The sequence below is a fragment of the Stenotrophomonas sp. YJH_SMC_79 genome (assembly GCF_059367995.1).
In genome coordinates this window covers 318,357-333,587 of the sequence record NZ_JCAFRK010000002.1, presented here as the reverse complement: position 1 = coordinate 333,587, position 15,231 = coordinate 318,357, and the positions used below count along the sequence as shown (strand labels likewise).

15 protein-coding genes are annotated in these 15,231 nt (G+C 68.0%); 5 read left to right on the top strand and 10 right to left on the bottom strand.

All coding sequences use genetic code 11. The features are described 5' to 3' along the window. The first annotated feature begins 77 nt into the window (after positions 1–77). Genes AC5P57_RS08310 through pdeM form a run of 4 tightly spaced genes read left to right on the top strand, consistent with a single transcriptional unit; the run spans position 78 to position 5,767 of the window. A complete protein-coding gene (locus AC5P57_RS08310; protein ID WP_099552113.1) occupies positions 78–1,076 on the top strand; it encodes a ligase-associated DNA damage response exonuclease in 999 nt (332 codons plus the stop codon). Beyond that, complete coding sequence (locus tag AC5P57_RS08305; protein ID WP_099552114.1) at positions 1,073–2,680, top strand: ATP-dependent DNA ligase; 1,608 nt, start codon at positions 1,073–1,075, stop codon at positions 2,678–2,680. Before AC5P57_RS08310 ends, AC5P57_RS08305 begins: the two co-directional genes overlap by 4 nt. Next, entirely contained in the window at positions 2,677–5,136 is a 2,460-nt protein-coding gene (locus tag AC5P57_RS08300) for a ligase-associated DNA damage response DEXH box helicase (protein ID WP_099552115.1), read from the top strand. The genes AC5P57_RS08305 and AC5P57_RS08300 overlap by 4 nt, the downstream gene beginning before the upstream one ends. Then, on the top strand, positions 5,126–5,767 hold the full coding sequence (gene pdeM, locus AC5P57_RS08295; protein ID WP_099552116.1) for a ligase-associated DNA damage response endonuclease PdeM: 642 nt from the start codon (positions 5,126–5,128) through the stop codon (positions 5,765–5,767). Before AC5P57_RS08300 ends, pdeM begins: the two co-directional genes overlap by 11 nt. Position 5,768: 1 nt before the next feature. Here the strand turns inward: pdeM and AC5P57_RS08290 are convergent, their stop codons facing one another. The 9 genes from AC5P57_RS08290 to rlmD all read right to left on the bottom strand — a co-directional run bounded on the left by AC5P57_RS08290 (position 5,769) and on the right by rlmD (position 13,098). Then, entirely contained in the window at positions 5,769–6,038 is a 270-nt protein-coding gene (locus AC5P57_RS08290; RefSeq protein WP_099552117.1) for a hypothetical protein, read from the bottom strand. A 180-nt stretch (positions 6,039–6,218) separates the two neighbouring features. Further along, positions 6,219–7,484: an FAD-dependent oxidoreductase gene (locus AC5P57_RS08285; protein ID WP_099552118.1), complete on the bottom strand. Its 1,266-nt coding sequence runs from the start codon at positions 7,482–7,484 to the stop codon at positions 6,219–6,221. Positions 7,485–7,586: 102 nt separating this feature from the next. Beyond that, the gene (locus tag AC5P57_RS08280) at positions 7,587–7,793 is read right to left on the bottom strand and encodes a cold-shock protein (RefSeq protein ID WP_005410590.1); all 207 of its coding nucleotides are present in this window, start codon (positions 7,791–7,793) and stop codon (positions 7,587–7,589) included. 88 nt (positions 7,794–7,881) lie between these two features. Further along, positions 7,882–8,628, bottom strand: coding sequence for an S-methyl-5'-thioinosine phosphorylase (locus tag AC5P57_RS08275; RefSeq protein WP_099552119.1), 747 nt, complete (start codon positions 8,626–8,628; stop codon positions 7,882–7,884). Positions 8,629–8,710: 82 nt separating this feature from the next. Further along, complete coding sequence (locus AC5P57_RS08270; protein WP_005410592.1) at positions 8,711–9,265, bottom strand: hypoxanthine-guanine phosphoribosyltransferase; 555 nt, start codon at positions 9,263–9,265, stop codon at positions 8,711–8,713. Further along, entirely contained in the window at positions 9,265–10,272 is a 1,008-nt protein-coding gene (gene nagZ, locus AC5P57_RS08265; RefSeq protein WP_262234715.1) for a beta-N-acetylhexosaminidase, read from the bottom strand. Before nagZ ends, AC5P57_RS08270 begins: the two co-directional genes overlap by 1 nt. A 163-nt stretch (positions 10,273–10,435) precedes the next feature. Beyond that, entirely contained in the window at positions 10,436–11,131 is a 696-nt protein-coding gene (locus AC5P57_RS08260) for a DsbA family oxidoreductase (protein ID WP_262234713.1), read from the bottom strand. 113 nt (positions 11,132–11,244) lie between these two features. After that, a complete protein-coding gene (locus tag AC5P57_RS08255) occupies positions 11,245–11,730 on the bottom strand; it encodes a CYTH domain-containing protein (RefSeq protein WP_043402365.1) in 486 nt (161 codons plus the stop codon). A 33-nt stretch (positions 11,731–11,763) separates the two neighbouring features. Further along, complete coding sequence (gene rlmD / locus AC5P57_RS08250; protein ID WP_142806523.1) at positions 11,764–13,098, bottom strand: 23S rRNA (uracil(1939)-C(5))-methyltransferase RlmD; 1,335 nt, start codon at positions 13,096–13,098, stop codon at positions 11,764–11,766. A gap of 127 nt (positions 13,099–13,225) precedes the next feature. Here rlmD and AC5P57_RS08245 point away from each other — a divergent pair, with 127 nt between their 5' ends. Further along, on the top strand, positions 13,226–13,954 hold the full coding sequence (locus AC5P57_RS08245) for a response regulator (protein WP_099552126.1): 729 nt from the start codon (positions 13,226–13,228) through the stop codon (positions 13,952–13,954). A gap of 550 nt (positions 13,955–14,504) precedes the next feature. Here AC5P57_RS08245 and recO read toward each other — a convergent pair. Then, positions 14,505–15,224 (bottom strand): DNA repair protein RecO, encoded by a 720-nt coding sequence (gene recO, locus AC5P57_RS08240; protein WP_099555388.1) that lies wholly within the window; start codon positions 15,222–15,224, stop codon positions 14,505–14,507. Between the last annotated feature and the right edge of the window lie 7 nt (positions 15,225–15,231).

Below are 15,231 nucleotides of genomic sequence, written 5' to 3'. Positions count from 1 at the left end.
TTGTGCCGCATGCCCCGCCAAGCCCGTGTTCAGGCCGGTTCTCACCCCGTGCACGAGACGCACGCCACAGTGGCCGCATGGCAGGCAATGACGATCTGGTGGTGCTGCGCCCGGAAGGGCTGTACTGCGCCGCCGGCGATTTCCACATCGATCCCTGGCGCCCGGTGCCGCGCGCGGTCATCACCCATGGCCATGGCGACCACGCGCGCCCGGGCATGGGCGAGTACCACTGCAGCGCGGGCAGCCTGCCGATCCTGCGCTGGCGGCTGGGCGATGTCGATGTGCAGGCACATGCCGAAGGCGTGGCGTTCCGCCTCGGGCGGGTGCAGGTATCGCTGCACCCGGCGGGCCATGTGCTCGGCTCGTCGCAGGTGCGCATCGATGATGGCGAACAGGTCTGGGTGGCGTCCGGCGATTACAAGCGGCAACCCGACCCGACCTGTACGCCCTTCGAAGTGGTGCCCTGCGATACCTTCATCACCGAAGCGACGTTCGCGCTGCCGATCTATCGCTGGCCGGACACCCCCGCGGTCGCCGCAGAGATCGTGGCCTGGCGCCGCGACTGCGAGCAGCGCGGCGAAGCGGCGATCCTGCTCTGCTATGCGCTCGGCAAGGCGCAGCGTGTGTTGGCCGAGCTGTTGCCGCTGGACGACCGCCCCGCCTGGCTGCATGGCGCCATCGCCAATGGCGTCGCGGTCTACCGGCAGGCCGGCGTGCCGATGCTGGAAACGCTCACCGTGGCCGAACAGGGTCGCCATCCCGATGCCGCCGGCCAGCTGATCCTGGCCCCGCCCTCGGCCGCAGGCACCCCGTGGATGCGGCGCTTCGGACCGCATCAACTGGGGTTCGCCTCCGGGTGGATGCAACTGCGCGGCAACCGCCGCCGGCGCAATGTCGACCGCGGCTTCGTCATTTCCGATCACGCCGACTGGCCCGCGCTGCTTCAGACCATCGAACAGACCGGCGCCAAACGGGTGATCGCCACCCACGGCAATACCGATGCCCTGATTCCCTTCCTGCGCGAACACGGCGTCGCCGCCGAGGCCTTCCGCACCGATTACGGGAGCGAGGAATGAAGGCCTTCGCCGCGCTCTACCAGCGCCTGGACCGCAGCACCGCGACGCTGGACAAGCGTGCCGCGCTGGTCGACTACTTCCGCCAGGCAGCGGCGCACGATGCGGCGTGGGCGCTGTACCTACTCAGCGGCGGCAAGGTCGGCGGTGCACGCCGCAGAATCGCCGCCAGTGGCGAGCTGCGCAGCTGGATCGCCGAAGAATCCGGCCTGCCCGCCTGGCTGGTGGAAGACAGCTACGCGCAGGTCGGCGATCTGGCCGAAACACTGACCCTGCTGCTGGATGATCCACCGCATCCTGCCGCAGACCGGCCCTTGTCGGACTGGATCGAACAGCACCTGCTGACGGTGGCCAACCACCCGGAGGCGGAGCGGCGCGCAGCGGTGGTTGCTGGGTGGCGACAGCTGCGCAGTGGCGAGCGCCTGGTGTTCAACAAGCTGCTCACCGGCGCGCTGCGCGTGGGTGTTTCACAACGGCAGGTGCAACAGGCGCTGGCCGAATGGTCCGGCCTGGACATCGCGCGCATCGCCCAGCGCATGCTCGGCGAATGGGTGCCCTCGCCCGGCTTGCTGGAGCAGCTGCTGTCGCCGGACGAACTGCCACTGGACCGGCAGCAGCCGTACCCGTTCTTCCTGGCCTCGCCGCTGGAAGGAGACCCGGGCGAACGGCTGGGTTCGATCGAAGACTGGCTGCTGGAGTGGAAATGGGATGGCATCCGCCTGCAGCTGCTGCGCCGCCGTGGCGAGGTGGCGCTGTGGTCACGTGGCGAGGAGCGGCTGGATGGCCGCTTCCCGGAAATCGAACAGGCCGCGATGGCACTGCCCGACGGCTGCGTGCTGGACGGAGAACTGCTGGCCTGGGACGAGAGCGACGATCTGCCGCGCGCCTTCACCGCACTGCAGACCCGCATCCAGCGCCGCAAGCCTGGCGCAGCGACATTGCGCAACACCCCGGTGCGCGTGCTCGCCTACGACCTGCTTGAACGCGACGGCGAGGATCTGCGCGGACTGCCGCTGCAGCAACGGCGTGCACAGTTGGCCGAGGTCATCGGTGCCCTGGGCGACGCGCGCATCCAACTGTCACCCGATGTACCCGCTGAAGACTGGCTGCAGGCCGCCGCATTGCGGGACGCCGCCCGCGAGCGGGGCGTGGAAGGGTTGATGCTGAAACGCCTGACGTCCACTTACCAGTCGGGGCGACGACGCGGCGACTGGTGGAAATGGAAGGTTGATCCGCTGACCATCGATGCCGTGCTGCTGTACGCGCAGGCCGGCCATGGGCGGCGCAGCACGCTGTATACCGACTACACCTTCGGCGTCTGGGACGGCGATACGCTGGTGCCGGTGGCCAAGGCCTATTCGGGGTTGGACGACAAGGAAATCCTGGCCCTCGACCGCTGGATCCGCGCCAATACCCGCGAACGGTTTGGCCCGGTGCGCAGCGTGCATGCCGAACAGGTGTTCGAGCTGGGCTTCGAGGCGGTCAACCGCAGCACACGGCACAAATCCGGCATCGCCGTGCGTTTTCCGCGCATCCTGCGCTGGCGCCACGACAAGCCCGCCACTGAAGCCGACCGGTTGGCCACGCTGCAGGCGCTGGCGCGATGACGCGCCGCCAGGCGCTGCGCCGGCTGGAAGACTGGTTCGCTGCGCGGGGCTGGCGCTCGCTGCCGTTCCAACGCGCGATGTGGCGGCACTATCTGGCAGGCGACTCCGGATTGCTGCACACGCCCACCGGCAGCGGCAAGACGCTGGCCATGTTCGGCGGCCCACTGCTGCAGGCGATGCTCGATCCGCCGCCCGCACCGCGCCGGGCCAGTGCGGTGCGGCCGCTGCAGGTGCTGTGGGTGACGCCGCTGCGTGCACTGGCCAGCGACACCGCACGCGCACTGCAGACGGTGATCGACGGGCTGGGCTTGGGCTGGCGGGTCGGCCTGCGCAGCGGAGATGCCAGCAACCGCGAGCGCCGGCAGGCGCGCGAAGGCCGCGTCGACGTGCTGGTGACCACGCCGGAATCGCTGGCGCTGCTGCTGAGCTATCCCGATACGCTGCCCCGCATGCGCCAGCTACGCTGCGTAGTGGTGGACGAATGGCACGAACTGCTGGGCAACAAGCGTGGGGTGCTGCTGCAGTTGAACCTGGCGGTGCTGCGCGATAGCGCCCCTTCGTTGCAGCTGTGGGGGCTGTCGGCCACGCTGGGCAATCTGCCCCAGGCCCGCGACGTGCTGCTGCCTGACCAGCCGGACGCACCGATCGTGCAGGGCGTTCGCCCGCGCGCGATCACCGTGCGCAGCCTGCTGCCGGAACCCGGCGAACGTTTCCCGTGGGCCGGGCACCTGGGGCTGGCACAGTTGCCGCGCGTGCTGCATGCACTGATGCAGGCGCGCAGCAGCCTGTTGTTCACCAATACCCGTGCGCAGGCCGAGTTGTGGCACCAGGCATTGGCGGCGGTCTGGCCGGAAGACGCCGATACGCTGGCACTGCATCACGGCTCGCTGGACCCGGCACTGCGCCAACAGGTGGAGGATGGCCTGCGCGCGGGCACGCTGCGCTGCGTCGTCGCTACGTCCAGCCTCGACCTGGGCGTTGACTTCCCGGAGGTCGACCAGGTGCTGCAGCTGGGCAGCCCGAAGGGCGTTGCGCGGCTGCGTCAGCGGGCCGGGCGCGCACGCCACCGCCCCGGCACCCGCGGCGCCATCCTGTGCATCCCCAGCCATGCGCTGGAACTGGCCGAGTACGCCGCCGTGCGACGTGCACTGGCCGAAGGCGTGGTCGAGGCACGCAGGCCGCCGACGCTGTCACTGGATGTGCTGGCCCAACATGCGGTCAGCCGGGCGCTGGCCGGCGGCTTCGACGGTGACGCACTGCTGGCGCAGGTACGGCGCACGCATGCCTTCGCGTCGCTCGGTGACGCCTCATGGCAGGCCGTGTTGATGTTCATCGTGCAGGGCGGCCAGCCCCTGGCCCAGTATCCCGATTTCCACAAGGTCGTGCGTGACGCCGATGGTTGCTACCGCATGCACGACCGCCGGCAGGCGCTGCGCCACCGGTTGTCGATCGGCACCATCAGCAGCGATGGCAGCGTGCGCGTGCAGTTCCTGCGTGGGGGTGGCCTGGGCGCGGTGGAGGAACAGTTCGCCAGCCGCCTGCGTCGCGGCGACCGCTTCCAGTTCGCAGGGCGCCTGCTGGAACTGGTGCAGCTGCGCGACATGACTGCGTTCGTGCGGCTGGCGCGCGGACGCGGTGACGGTGTCGTGCCGCGCTGGCAAGGGGGCCAGCTGCCGCTGTCGATGGCGCTCGGCCGCGAACTGGAAGCGGTCCTGTCCGGTGCCGATGACAGCGCAGAATCACGCTGGCTGGCGCCGCTGCTGGCACTGCAGGCGCGCTTGTCGGCACGTCCCGGCGCGGATCACCTGCTGGTGGAAGACGTGAGGCGCCGCGACGGCCAGTTTCTGTTCGTCTATCCGTTTGCCGGCCGCCACGTGCACGAAGCACTGGCCGCGCTGTTGGCGCTGCGCTGCACCCGCCAGCAACGCAACAGCATCGGCTTTGCAGTGAACGATCACGGCCTGGTGCTGGCGCCGGCGCAGCCGATCGATCTGGATGCGGCGCAATGGCGTGCGTTGTTCAGCAATGACCTGTTGCTGGACGATCTGCGCGCGGCAGTGAACCTGGGCGAGCTGGCGCGACGCCAGTTCCGTGGCATCGCGCGCGTGGCGGGCCTGCTGGTACCCAGCCTTCCCGGTGGCATGCCACGGTCACTGCGCCAACTGCAGGCGTCCGCCGGCCTGCTGTACGACGTGCTGCGCGAGCACGATCCGGACCACCTGCTGCTAGGGCTGGCGGAACGTGAAGTGCTGTATGACAGCCTCGACCTGCCCGGGCTGCAGCAGGTACTGGAGCGCATCGGCACGCAGCGGTTGTCGGTGCAGCGCCCTTCATCACTCACGCCACTGGGCTTTCCACTGTGGGCCGAACGCCTGCGCGGCCAGTTCAGCAACGAAGACTGGCGTACACGCGTACAACGCGCGGCGCAGCAGCTGGAGCGTCGCCATGGCCGTTGAACTTCCGCTGATGCTTGCCGGAGAGTCCGTGCTTCTGGTTGGCGCGCGTGCGCTGTACTTGCCCGCGCGGCAGGCACTGCTGATCGCAGACCTGCACCTGGGCAAGGCCGATGTGTTCCGCCGTGCCGGCATCGCGCTGCCCAGCGGCGGCACCGGCGAAGACCTGCAACGCCTGCAGCGACTTCTGGACCTGCATGCCTGCCGCGAACTGTGGATCCTGGGCGACATCCTGCACGGACCGGCGCATCGCGCCGCGTGGTATCAGCAATGGCTGGGATGGCGCCAACGCAACGCTTCGCTGGACGTACACGTCGTTCGCGGCAACCATGACCGGCAGCTATCGCATGCACAGCTGCAGGTTCAGATCCACGATGACGTACAGCTGCCACCGTTCCTGCTTCGCCATGAGCCGGCTCCGGATGCAGCGTTGCACGTGATCGCAGGACATGTGCACCCGCAGATCGCTCTGGCGCCCTTGCGAAGGCGCTTCCCCGCATTCTGGTTGCGTGACCGGATGACGATCCTGCCGGCCTTCTCCGCATTCACTGCCGGCATCGTGCCTGCCCCCGCCCACGGCGAGCAGATGATCGCCTGCGTGGAAAGCGACCTGGTGGAACTGCCGGTCGCCTGACTCAGGCCGGCCGAATGCCCAGCTGCGGCATCAACTGGAAATCAGGCGTGCCATCCTCGCGGCGCCGCGGCAAGGCCTGGATTGCCGCCAGCATCTCCTGCGCGCAGGTGCGGATGCGTGCGTGGTGTTCCGGTGACGCATGGCTGATCAGGCTGCCGACATGGAACTCGAACACGTCCTCCAGTACGTCGGGCTGGTCTTCGTGCAGCATCTGCAGCAGGCCGCGCAGCTTGCAGATTTCCGACTCCAGCTCCTCGACCGCGAACAACATGGCATCCTCCTCTTCAACATCAGGCGGCACGTCCGGGCCGCAACAGGCAGCAACGGCAGCGCCGCCCGAGCCACGCGCGATGTTGATCACGGAAAGGAAAACGGGCGACGCGCAGTCGCGTGCAACCTACTTCTCGCATATCCGCGGTGAGGCAACCGTTAATTCACGTGACGGCACGCTTCACGCACTGGCGGTGATCGTGCTGATGCGTGGCGCCGCCACGGCAGCCATTGCGTCGATGAACGCCGGATCCAGCGCGAGCGAACCGAACCATCCCTGCTGCGTGCCACTGAGCACGCGCAGCATGTGGCCACGGCCTCCGGGCAGGCGCCCCATCGGGCCCAGCAGCACGTCGCGCGCCTTCGCCCAGGCATCGCGATCTGACTGGAACAGCGGCGTCAGCCAACGGCTCCAGCGCTGGTAGACCGCTACGTGCGCCCTGCGTTGCGCCTGGTACGCCTGCAACGCTTCGCCACCACCGCCATGCCTGCGAACGGCATCGCGCAATGCCAACGCATCGAGCAGCGCCATGTTCACTCCCTGCCCCAGCTGCGGACTCATCGCGTGCGCGGCATCCCCTGCCAGCACCATGCGGCCCTGGTGCCAGCGCGTCATCACTGCATCGCGATAGACCGCGCGCGCCAGCTGGCCAGCATCGTGCAGGTGGGCAAAGCGCGCACTGGCCTGCGGCCACAGCGCATGCAGCTCGTCCAGCCAGGGCGTCATGCCATCGGCCTGCCAGCGCTCGAAGTCGGCGCGTGGCAGGCTCCAGAAGAAGCTCAGGCGCGGCATGTCATCGCCGGGACGCGTACCGACCGGCAACAGGCCGATCATCTTGCGCGCGGCCACGTAGCGCTGCCGCAGCTCCTGCACGTGCGGCCAGTCTTCGGCCGGCAACAGGCACCACAGCGCCCCCCACGGATACACGCGGTCCAGCCCGGCACCGCCGGCGATCGTGCCGCGCAGCGCAGAGGCCGCGCCATCTGCGGCCACCACCAGATCGAACGGGCCATGCGCGCGCCCTTCGCTGTCGCGCAGGCGCCCATGCTCCGCATCCACCTCGGTGATGGTGGTACCGGCATGCAGCTGGCCAAGCCCGCCACGGGCATCATCCAGCAGCGAGAACAACGCCCCACGCTGCATGCCCAGTCCGTGCAGGCGCGCATCCAGGCCGTCGTAGCGCATGTCCATCACCGCGCGCTCGCACGGCGTGTCACCATACAGGCGGTGCACCGGCGCGGCATGCGCGCGCACCGCATCCAGCAGACCCATCTGCCACAGCACCTGCAGGCCGCTGGGCTGCAGCAGGAAACCGGCACCCACCGGCCCCGGCGTGGGCACGCGTTCGAAGATCTCCACCTCGTGGCCGTCACGGGTGAGCAGGATGGACACTGCCTGTCCAGCGGTGCCGTAGCCAATCACGGCGATACGCAGTCGTTCCGTCATGACCGCATTGTGCCCGAGACGGGTGGATCGCGAGCGGGTCGCGGGCACGCCGCGCAAAAAAAACCCCGCCGAAGCGGGGTTTTCAACGCACTGTCGAGTGGATCACTCGGCCGGCGTGATGTTCGAAGCCTGGGCGCCCTTCGGGCCCTGGGTCACGTCATAGGTGACACGCTGGCCTTCCTGCAGGCTGCGGAAGCCCTTGGAGTTGATGGCGGAGAAGTGCGCGAACACGTCGGCGCTGCCATCCTCCGGCGAGATGAAGCCAAATCCCTTGGCGTCGTTGAACCACTTGACGGTACCGTTCGGCATGGTGATGCGAGACCTTATGCAATGAATGGGTGGTGTACGCTGAACCCGCGCACAAGCTGAGTATGCAAAGCTTGCTCGGGGAAGACAATCACCCCCGCGCCAATTCGCCCACCAGTTCCGGAAGTCCGTTGCTGGCCGCCTGTACGTTGGCCAGCACTTCGGCCATCGTAATCTCCTCGCCATCACCACAGCCGGCAGCCCAGTTGGCGATGATCGCCAGGCAGGCATAATCCAGCCCCAGCTCACGTGCCAGCGCGGCTTCCGGCATGCCGGTCATACCGACCAGGTCACAACCGTCGCGACGCATGCGGGCGATCTCGGCGATGGTTTCCAGGCGTGGGCCCTGCGTCGCGCCGTAACAGCCACCGTCATGGACCGTGACACCGGTCACTTTGGCCGCCGCCAGGATCTTGCTGCGCAGCATCGGCGTGTACGGGTGGCCGAAATCGACGTGGACCACGTCGCTGCCTTCTTCTTCACAGATGGTGCTGATGCGGCCCCAGGTGTAGTCGATGATCTGGTCCGGGCAGGCCAACACGCGCGGACCGAAATCCTCGGTGATGCCGCCGACCGTGTTCAACGCCAGCACGCGCTGCGCGCCCAGCTGCTGCAGCGCGGCCAGGTTGGCGCGGTAATTGATCTTGTGCGGCGGCAGCGAGTGGCCTTCACCATGGCGCGCCAGGAACGCAACGCGATGGCCGAGCAGCGTGCCCACGCGCACCGGACCGGACGGGCGGCCGAAGCGGGTGTCGACCTCGTGGGTCTGCACGTCGTCGAGCTTGGCCAGGTTGTAGACACCGGTACCGCCGATCACGGCCAGGGCGATCTGTTGCATTCGAAGCACTCCATGAAAAGACGAACGCCGGCACCCGAGGATGCCGGCGATGGGAAAAGGCGCGCCGCAGGCGGCTGCGCGGTTATTCCTTCATTGCGTAGATGGCCGGCACGCAGCGCAGGGTTTCGTTGACGTCCATGCCGAAGCCGAACACATAGCGGTCCGGCAGTTCGATGCCTGCGTAATCGGCGGTCACGTCCGGCAGCGCCCGGTCGTGCTTCTTCACCGTCATCGCGGCGATGCGCACATCGGTCGCGCCCTGCTCCAGGCACCAGGTGCGCACGCCCTGCAGGGTGTAGCCCTCGTCCAGGATGTCGTCGACCAGCAGCACGCGGCGGCCGAACAGCGAGGTGGCCGGCTTGTGCTTCCAGACCAGGTCGCCGCCGGTGGTTTCGCCACGGTAGCGGGTGGCGTGCAGGTAATCGAACTGCACGTCCTGCCCGCGCGCACCCAGTTCCAGCGCCAGCTGGCCGGCGAACGGCAGCGCGCCGTGCATGATCGACAGGAACAGCGGCACCTCGCCCTTGTAGTCGCGCGCGATGGCGTCGGCGATACCGGCAATGGCCTTGTCGATGGTGGGGCGGTCGACCAGCAGGTCAGCCTGGGCCAGGGCCTGGGAAATGGTGAGGTTGGGCATCAGACGGTTCTTCCAAGGGTTTCAAGCAGACGGGTTTGGGTGTCGCCATGGCGGGCATCGGCCAGCAGGCCATCCCAGCCAAGCGCGCCGCGGCCGATCAGGCCCAGCAGCGCAGCGGTATTGAGGGAGCGCCCCTGCACCGCGTGCAGGGCTTCATCAACCAGCTCCGGGTGGCAGACCAGCACCACGTCGCAGCCGGCATCCAGATGGGCGTGCACGCGCGCCGGCACGCCGCCGGCACTGTGCGAGGCAGCCATGCCGATGTCGTCGGAGAACACCACGCCACGGAAGCCGAGCTCGCCGCGCAGGATGTCCTGGATCCAGCGCGGCGAGTAACCGGCCGGTTCCGGCGCCACCTGCGGGTAGATCACGTGCGCCATCATCACTGCGTCGGCACCGTCGGCGATCCCGGCCTGGAACGGCACGAGGTCCTGCGCGCGCAGCTCGTCCAGCGCGCGCGGGTCGATCGCGGTATCCACGTGGGTGTCTTCCAGCACGGTACCGTGGCCGGGGAAATGCTTGAGCGTGGCGGCCATGCCGACCGAATGCATGCCACGCACGTAGGCGGCGGTGAATGCGGCCACCACCTGCGGGTCTTCACTGAAAGCGCGGTTGCCGATGGCACGGTTGCCACGGCCGAGATCGACCACCGGGGCGAAGCTCAGGTCCACGCCGCTGGCGCGTACCTCGCTGGCCATCAGCCAGGCATGCCGTTCGGCCAGTGCCAGGGCCTGCTGCGGGTCGGTGGCATACAGCGCACCAATGTCCTGCAGTGGCGGCAGATCGCTGTAACCCTCGCGGAAACGCTGTACGCGGCCGCCTTCCTGGTCCACGCAGATCAGCTGCGGGCGCGGCGCGGCGGCGCGGATGGCCGCGCTCAGATCGGTCACCTGCTGGCGCGAGGCGAAGTTGCGCTTGAACAGCACGACCCCGGCCACGGCATCGTGCTGCAACCAGTCACGTTCCTGGGCAGTCAGTTCGGTGCCGGCAACGCCGATCAGCAGCATGGTCGATCTCCACAACGCGCGCCCGCATGGCGCAGTGCCGCATTGTCGCAGAACCGGCCGACAGGCGCAGTGGTCAGAAAAAGGGGACGGAGGGGATTAAGGCGCAATCGGCCCCTACGGGCTGGATACGTCTTGATTCCCTGCGTCCCCTTTTCGGGGCCGGTCAGACCTTGCAGCCGTCCGGGCCGCAGGCCTCGTCGCCCTCGGCGGGCGACTCCAGCGCGCCCTGCTCGGCGGCGATCTGGCGCAGGGCGTTGGCGAAGGCCTCGGGGGGCTGCGCCCCGGAAATGGCCCACTTCCCATCGATGACGAAGGTCGGCACCGAAGAAACGCCCAATGCATGGGCCTGCGCCAGCTTGGCTTCGACCTCGGCCAGGCCGCGGTCGGACGCCAGCATCTGCGCGATTTCGCCGGCATCAAGGCCGCCCGCCACGCCGGCCTTGATCAGCACCGAGGGGTCGGCCAGGTTCTGGCCCTGCTCGAAGTGGGCGCGGAACAGCGCCTCGCCCACCGCATCCTGCACGCCGTGCTGCCCGGCCAACCACAGCACCCGGTGCGCCGGCAGCGTGGTCACCCGCACCTGGCCCTGGCTGAAGTCCATCGGCAGGCCTTCGGCCCGCGCGGTGGTCTGGGTCTGGCCAAGGATCTGCTCGGTGCGCTCGACGCCACCGAACTTGCGCACATAGGCCTCGCGCAGCGGTACCGGGGTGTCGTCCGCGTCCGGATCCAGCTGGAACGGCTGCCAGTGGATATCGAGTTCAGGCGCGTCGGCGCCCAGCAACTGCACGCCCTGCTGGAAACGATGCTTGCCGATCCAGCACCAGGGACAGACCACGTCGGAGTAGATGTCGATTCTCATCCCCACGACATGGGGCCCGCCCTGCTCGATAAAAGGGGACGGAGGGGATTAAGTCGTTTCCCGCACAGGTGGGGTAAAGACGACTTAATCCCCTCCGTCCCCTTTTTGGGGGTTCACCACTGTGAATAGGGATGACTGGCCAGCGCGACGTTGTAGTAGCGCGCGTCGTCGGTGACTTCGGCACCCACCCAGTCCGGCAGGTCGATCGCCTGATCGGCGCTGTCCAGCTCGACCTCGGCCACCACCAGGCCGGCGTTGTCGCCGAGGAATTCATCCACTTCCCAGGTCAGGCCGGCGTGCTCGACCAGATGACGGCGCTTGTCGATCAGGCCGCCAACACAGAGCGCCAGCAGCGCGCGCGCATCGTCCACCGGGATCGGGTAGTCGAACTCCTGGCGGGTGTGGCCGATGGTGCGCGACTTCAGGTTCAGCGCGGCGTGATCGCCCTCGATGCGCACGCGCACCGAGGCGTTCTGGGTGCCGCGGTCAAGCGCGCCCATGTCGTTGATGTAGCCCTGCGCCATCGGGATCACCCGATGCGCGGCGGCACGCCAGCCATCACTGCTGACGAGGAATTTGCGTTCGATTTCGATGCCCATCGCGCCATTATGCGCGATGGGCATGACAGCCGATCAGCGCTTTTCGAACACCGCGATGCTTTCCACGTGCGCGGTGTGCGGGAACATGTCCATGGCACCGGCACTGACCAGGGTGAAGCCCTGTTCGTTGACCAGGTAGCCGGCATCGCGTGCCAGCGAGCCCGGATGGCAGCTGACATAGACGATGCGCTTGAACTGCTTCAGCGGCAGCTGCTGCAGCACTTCGATCGCGCCCGAACGCGGCGGGTCCAGCAGCAGCTTGTCGAAGCCCTGGCGCATCCACGGGGTGCTGCGCTGGTCCTGGGTCAGGTCGGCGCTGAAGAACTGCGCGTTGGCCAGGCCATTGCGCTCGGCATTCTCACGGGCACGCGCGACCAGGCCGGCATCACCTTCCACACCGACCACTTCGCGCACGCGGCGCGCCAGCGGCAGGGTGAAGTTGCCCAGGCCGCAGAACAGGTCCAGCACGCGCTCTTCCTCACCCGGTTCGAGCAGGTCGAGGGCGTGGGCGATCATCTTCTCGTTGAGCTTGGCGTTGACCTGGATGAAGTCCAGCGGGCGGAACGCCAGTTCGACATCCCACGGCGCCAGCCGGAACGACAGCGGCACGCCCTGCCCGTCCAGCGGCTGCACGGTATCCACGCCACCGGACTGCAGGTAGATCACAAAGCCATGCTGCTGACCAAAGGCGGCCCAGGCGGCGCGGTCGGCATCGCTGAGCGGCTGCAGGTGGCGCACGGTCAGCACCACGGCCTGGTCACCGGCGATGAACTCGATCTGCGGGATGTCGCGCTTGCCATCGAGCGATTCGATGAAGGACGACAAGGCCTCGACCTTGGTGCCGATTTCCGGGATCACGGTCAGGCACTGGCTGAGGTCGGCGACGAAACGTGGGTCCTGTTCACGGAAGCCGACCAGGGTCTTGTCCTTCTTTTCGACCCGACGCACCGAGAACCGGCCCTTGCGGCGGTAGCCCCAGCTCTCGCCGACCAGTGGCGCCAGCACGGCACCCGGCTTCACGTGGCCGATGCGCTCCAGGTTGTCCATCAGCACGCGCTGCTTGGCGACGATCTGCTGGTCTTCGTCCAGGTGTTGCAGCACGCAGCCGGCGCAGGTGCCGAAGTGGGGGCACTTCGGGGTCACGCGCTGCGGCGAGGCCTGCAGCACTTCCACCGTGCGTGCCTCATCGAAATGGCGGCTGCGGGCAGTCTGTTCCGCCATGACCACCTCGCCCGGCAGGGCGCCGCTGACGAAGGTGACCTTGCCGCCCTCGCCTTCACGGCGGGCGACGCCGCGACCATCATGGCTGAGGTCGAGGATCTCGGTCTGGAATGGGGTACGGTCGATGCGGGAGCGGGATCGGGCCACGTGGCAACAGGCTGCGGGCAAAAATGGGGGCACATTGTCGCAGATCCTGACTGGCAGGGTCCGGACCCGCTTGCGCCCGCCGCCGCCGTGCTTGATGATTGCAGCAGCTGACATGGAGGCAGCCCTGATGCAGATGACCCCGCGGGCCAGCCGGCCCCGCTTCCTGCTTGTCGAGGACGACATCATCAGCCGCGGTTTTTTCAAAGCGGCGTTGGAAACGTTACCGGCGGACGTGGACACCGCAGATTCATTGGCCAGTGCGCTGGCCAGCGCCGAGCCCGGCGCGCATGACCTGTGGCTGATCGACGTCAACCTGCCGGACGGCAACGGCGCGCAGCTGCTGCGTGAACTGCGCCGTTCGCACCCCGATACCCCGGCGTTGGCCCATACGGCCGATGGCGACACCTCCATTCATGCCCGCCTGCGCGAAGCCGGCTTCAGCGACACGCTGGTCAAGCCGCTGGGCCGCGACCAGCTGCTGAAGGCCGTGCGCCGCGCACTGGTGAACAGCCCGGCGGGGATCTTCGTTGCCCCGGCCCCGGCAGCGGTCGAGCTGCAGGTGCAGGACTGGGACGAGACCGCGGCACTGGCCGCGCTCAATGGCCAGCGCAATCACCTGATCGCCCTGCGCGAGCTGTTCCTGGCCGAGCTGCCGGGGGTGCGAGACGCAGTCGAGCAGGCGGTGGACCAGCATGACGAGCGCCAGCTGCGCAGCCAGTTGCATCGGCTGCAGGCGAGCTGCGGCTTCGTGGGGGCAGCACGGTTGGGACGGGCGGTGCGCCAGTTGCATCATGCGCCGGAATCCGGGCAGGCCCAGGCTGGGTTCCGCGCTGCGGTGGCTGCCCTGCTGCATTGAGGGTTGGTCGGCAGGGCTGCGCCCTGCACCTGCCGAAGCTTCAAGCCAGGGCAACGTCAAAGGCCAGAGCAGTATTCCGTGGGATGGCGGGGCACTGTGGGTTTGCGGGGACGGCGCAAGTACGTCCATGTAGCCTTGGTCGCCGCATCCATGCGGCTCACACCCCGCAAACCCACAGTGCCCCGCCTTCGACAGTGGGCCGGTGGCCAGTAGATCCACGCCATGCGTGGATGAATCTCAATCAGAATCAAATATTTCGAATTGAAATCGAAACGCATCCACGCATGGCGTGGCTCTACTGTGTCGACCAAGGTCGACACCCACCAGAGCAGAGTGCCGTTCCGACAGCTCGCAAGAATCTGTCGAAGGCGGGGTGGGTCCGGTTGAGGGAGTGTCCGCGGCATGGATGCCGCGGCCAAGCCCCCAGGGATGGGTTTACGGCGTCTCCCGCAACCGGACCCAACCCGCCCACCCACGGATAGCCAGCTTCTGCCGTTGACGTTGACGTTGACTCGGCAGGTGCAGGGCTGCAGGCCCTGCCGGACACCCCCTACCTGCGGGGCGCGAGCTGCTCGAGCATTTCCCAGGACTTCAGGCCGCGCGGCCCGAGGTGATGGGCCAGCACCCGCCGCATCGGCAGGCGCAGGCTGGCCAGGTCAGCGGCATCGGGCTCTTCGTCGGCCGCCAACGCCAGCAGCGCCGAGCCAGTGGCCGCCGCCCGGCGTTCCCCACCGCGCTCGCTCAGCAGGCGCTGCGCGCCTTCCTGCGGGTCCAGTTCATAGCGCGCGGCCGGGTCGATCGGCTGGCCGTCGCTGGCACTGTCCAGTTCGAAACCCAGGCCCAGTGCGGTCAGCAGCTCACGCTCGAAACGACGCAGCGTCCAGGCCAGGCCGGCACCGACCGCCAGCCGCGCGCGCGCTTCGCCATAGGCCAGATACAACTCGGGCAACGGGTCCTGGCGGGGCGCCAGGCGCAGGGTCAGTTCACTCAGGTAGAAGCCGGCCAGCATCGCCTGGCCGACCAGCCTGGGTGCCGCATCCAGCGCTTCGGCGCCGCGCAGCTGGGCCAGTTCACCGCGCTGCTGGGCACTGAAGCGGATCCACTGCAATGGCTGCAGGGCAGCACGCAGCACCTGCCCCTTCGCCGTTGACACACCACGTGCGAGCAGGCCGATGCGGCCATGCTGCGCACTCAACACTTCGACCAGCAGGCTGGTCTCGCGGTAGGCCCGTGCATGCAGCACGAAGCCGGTGTCGTCCTCGATCATCATCGAAGCG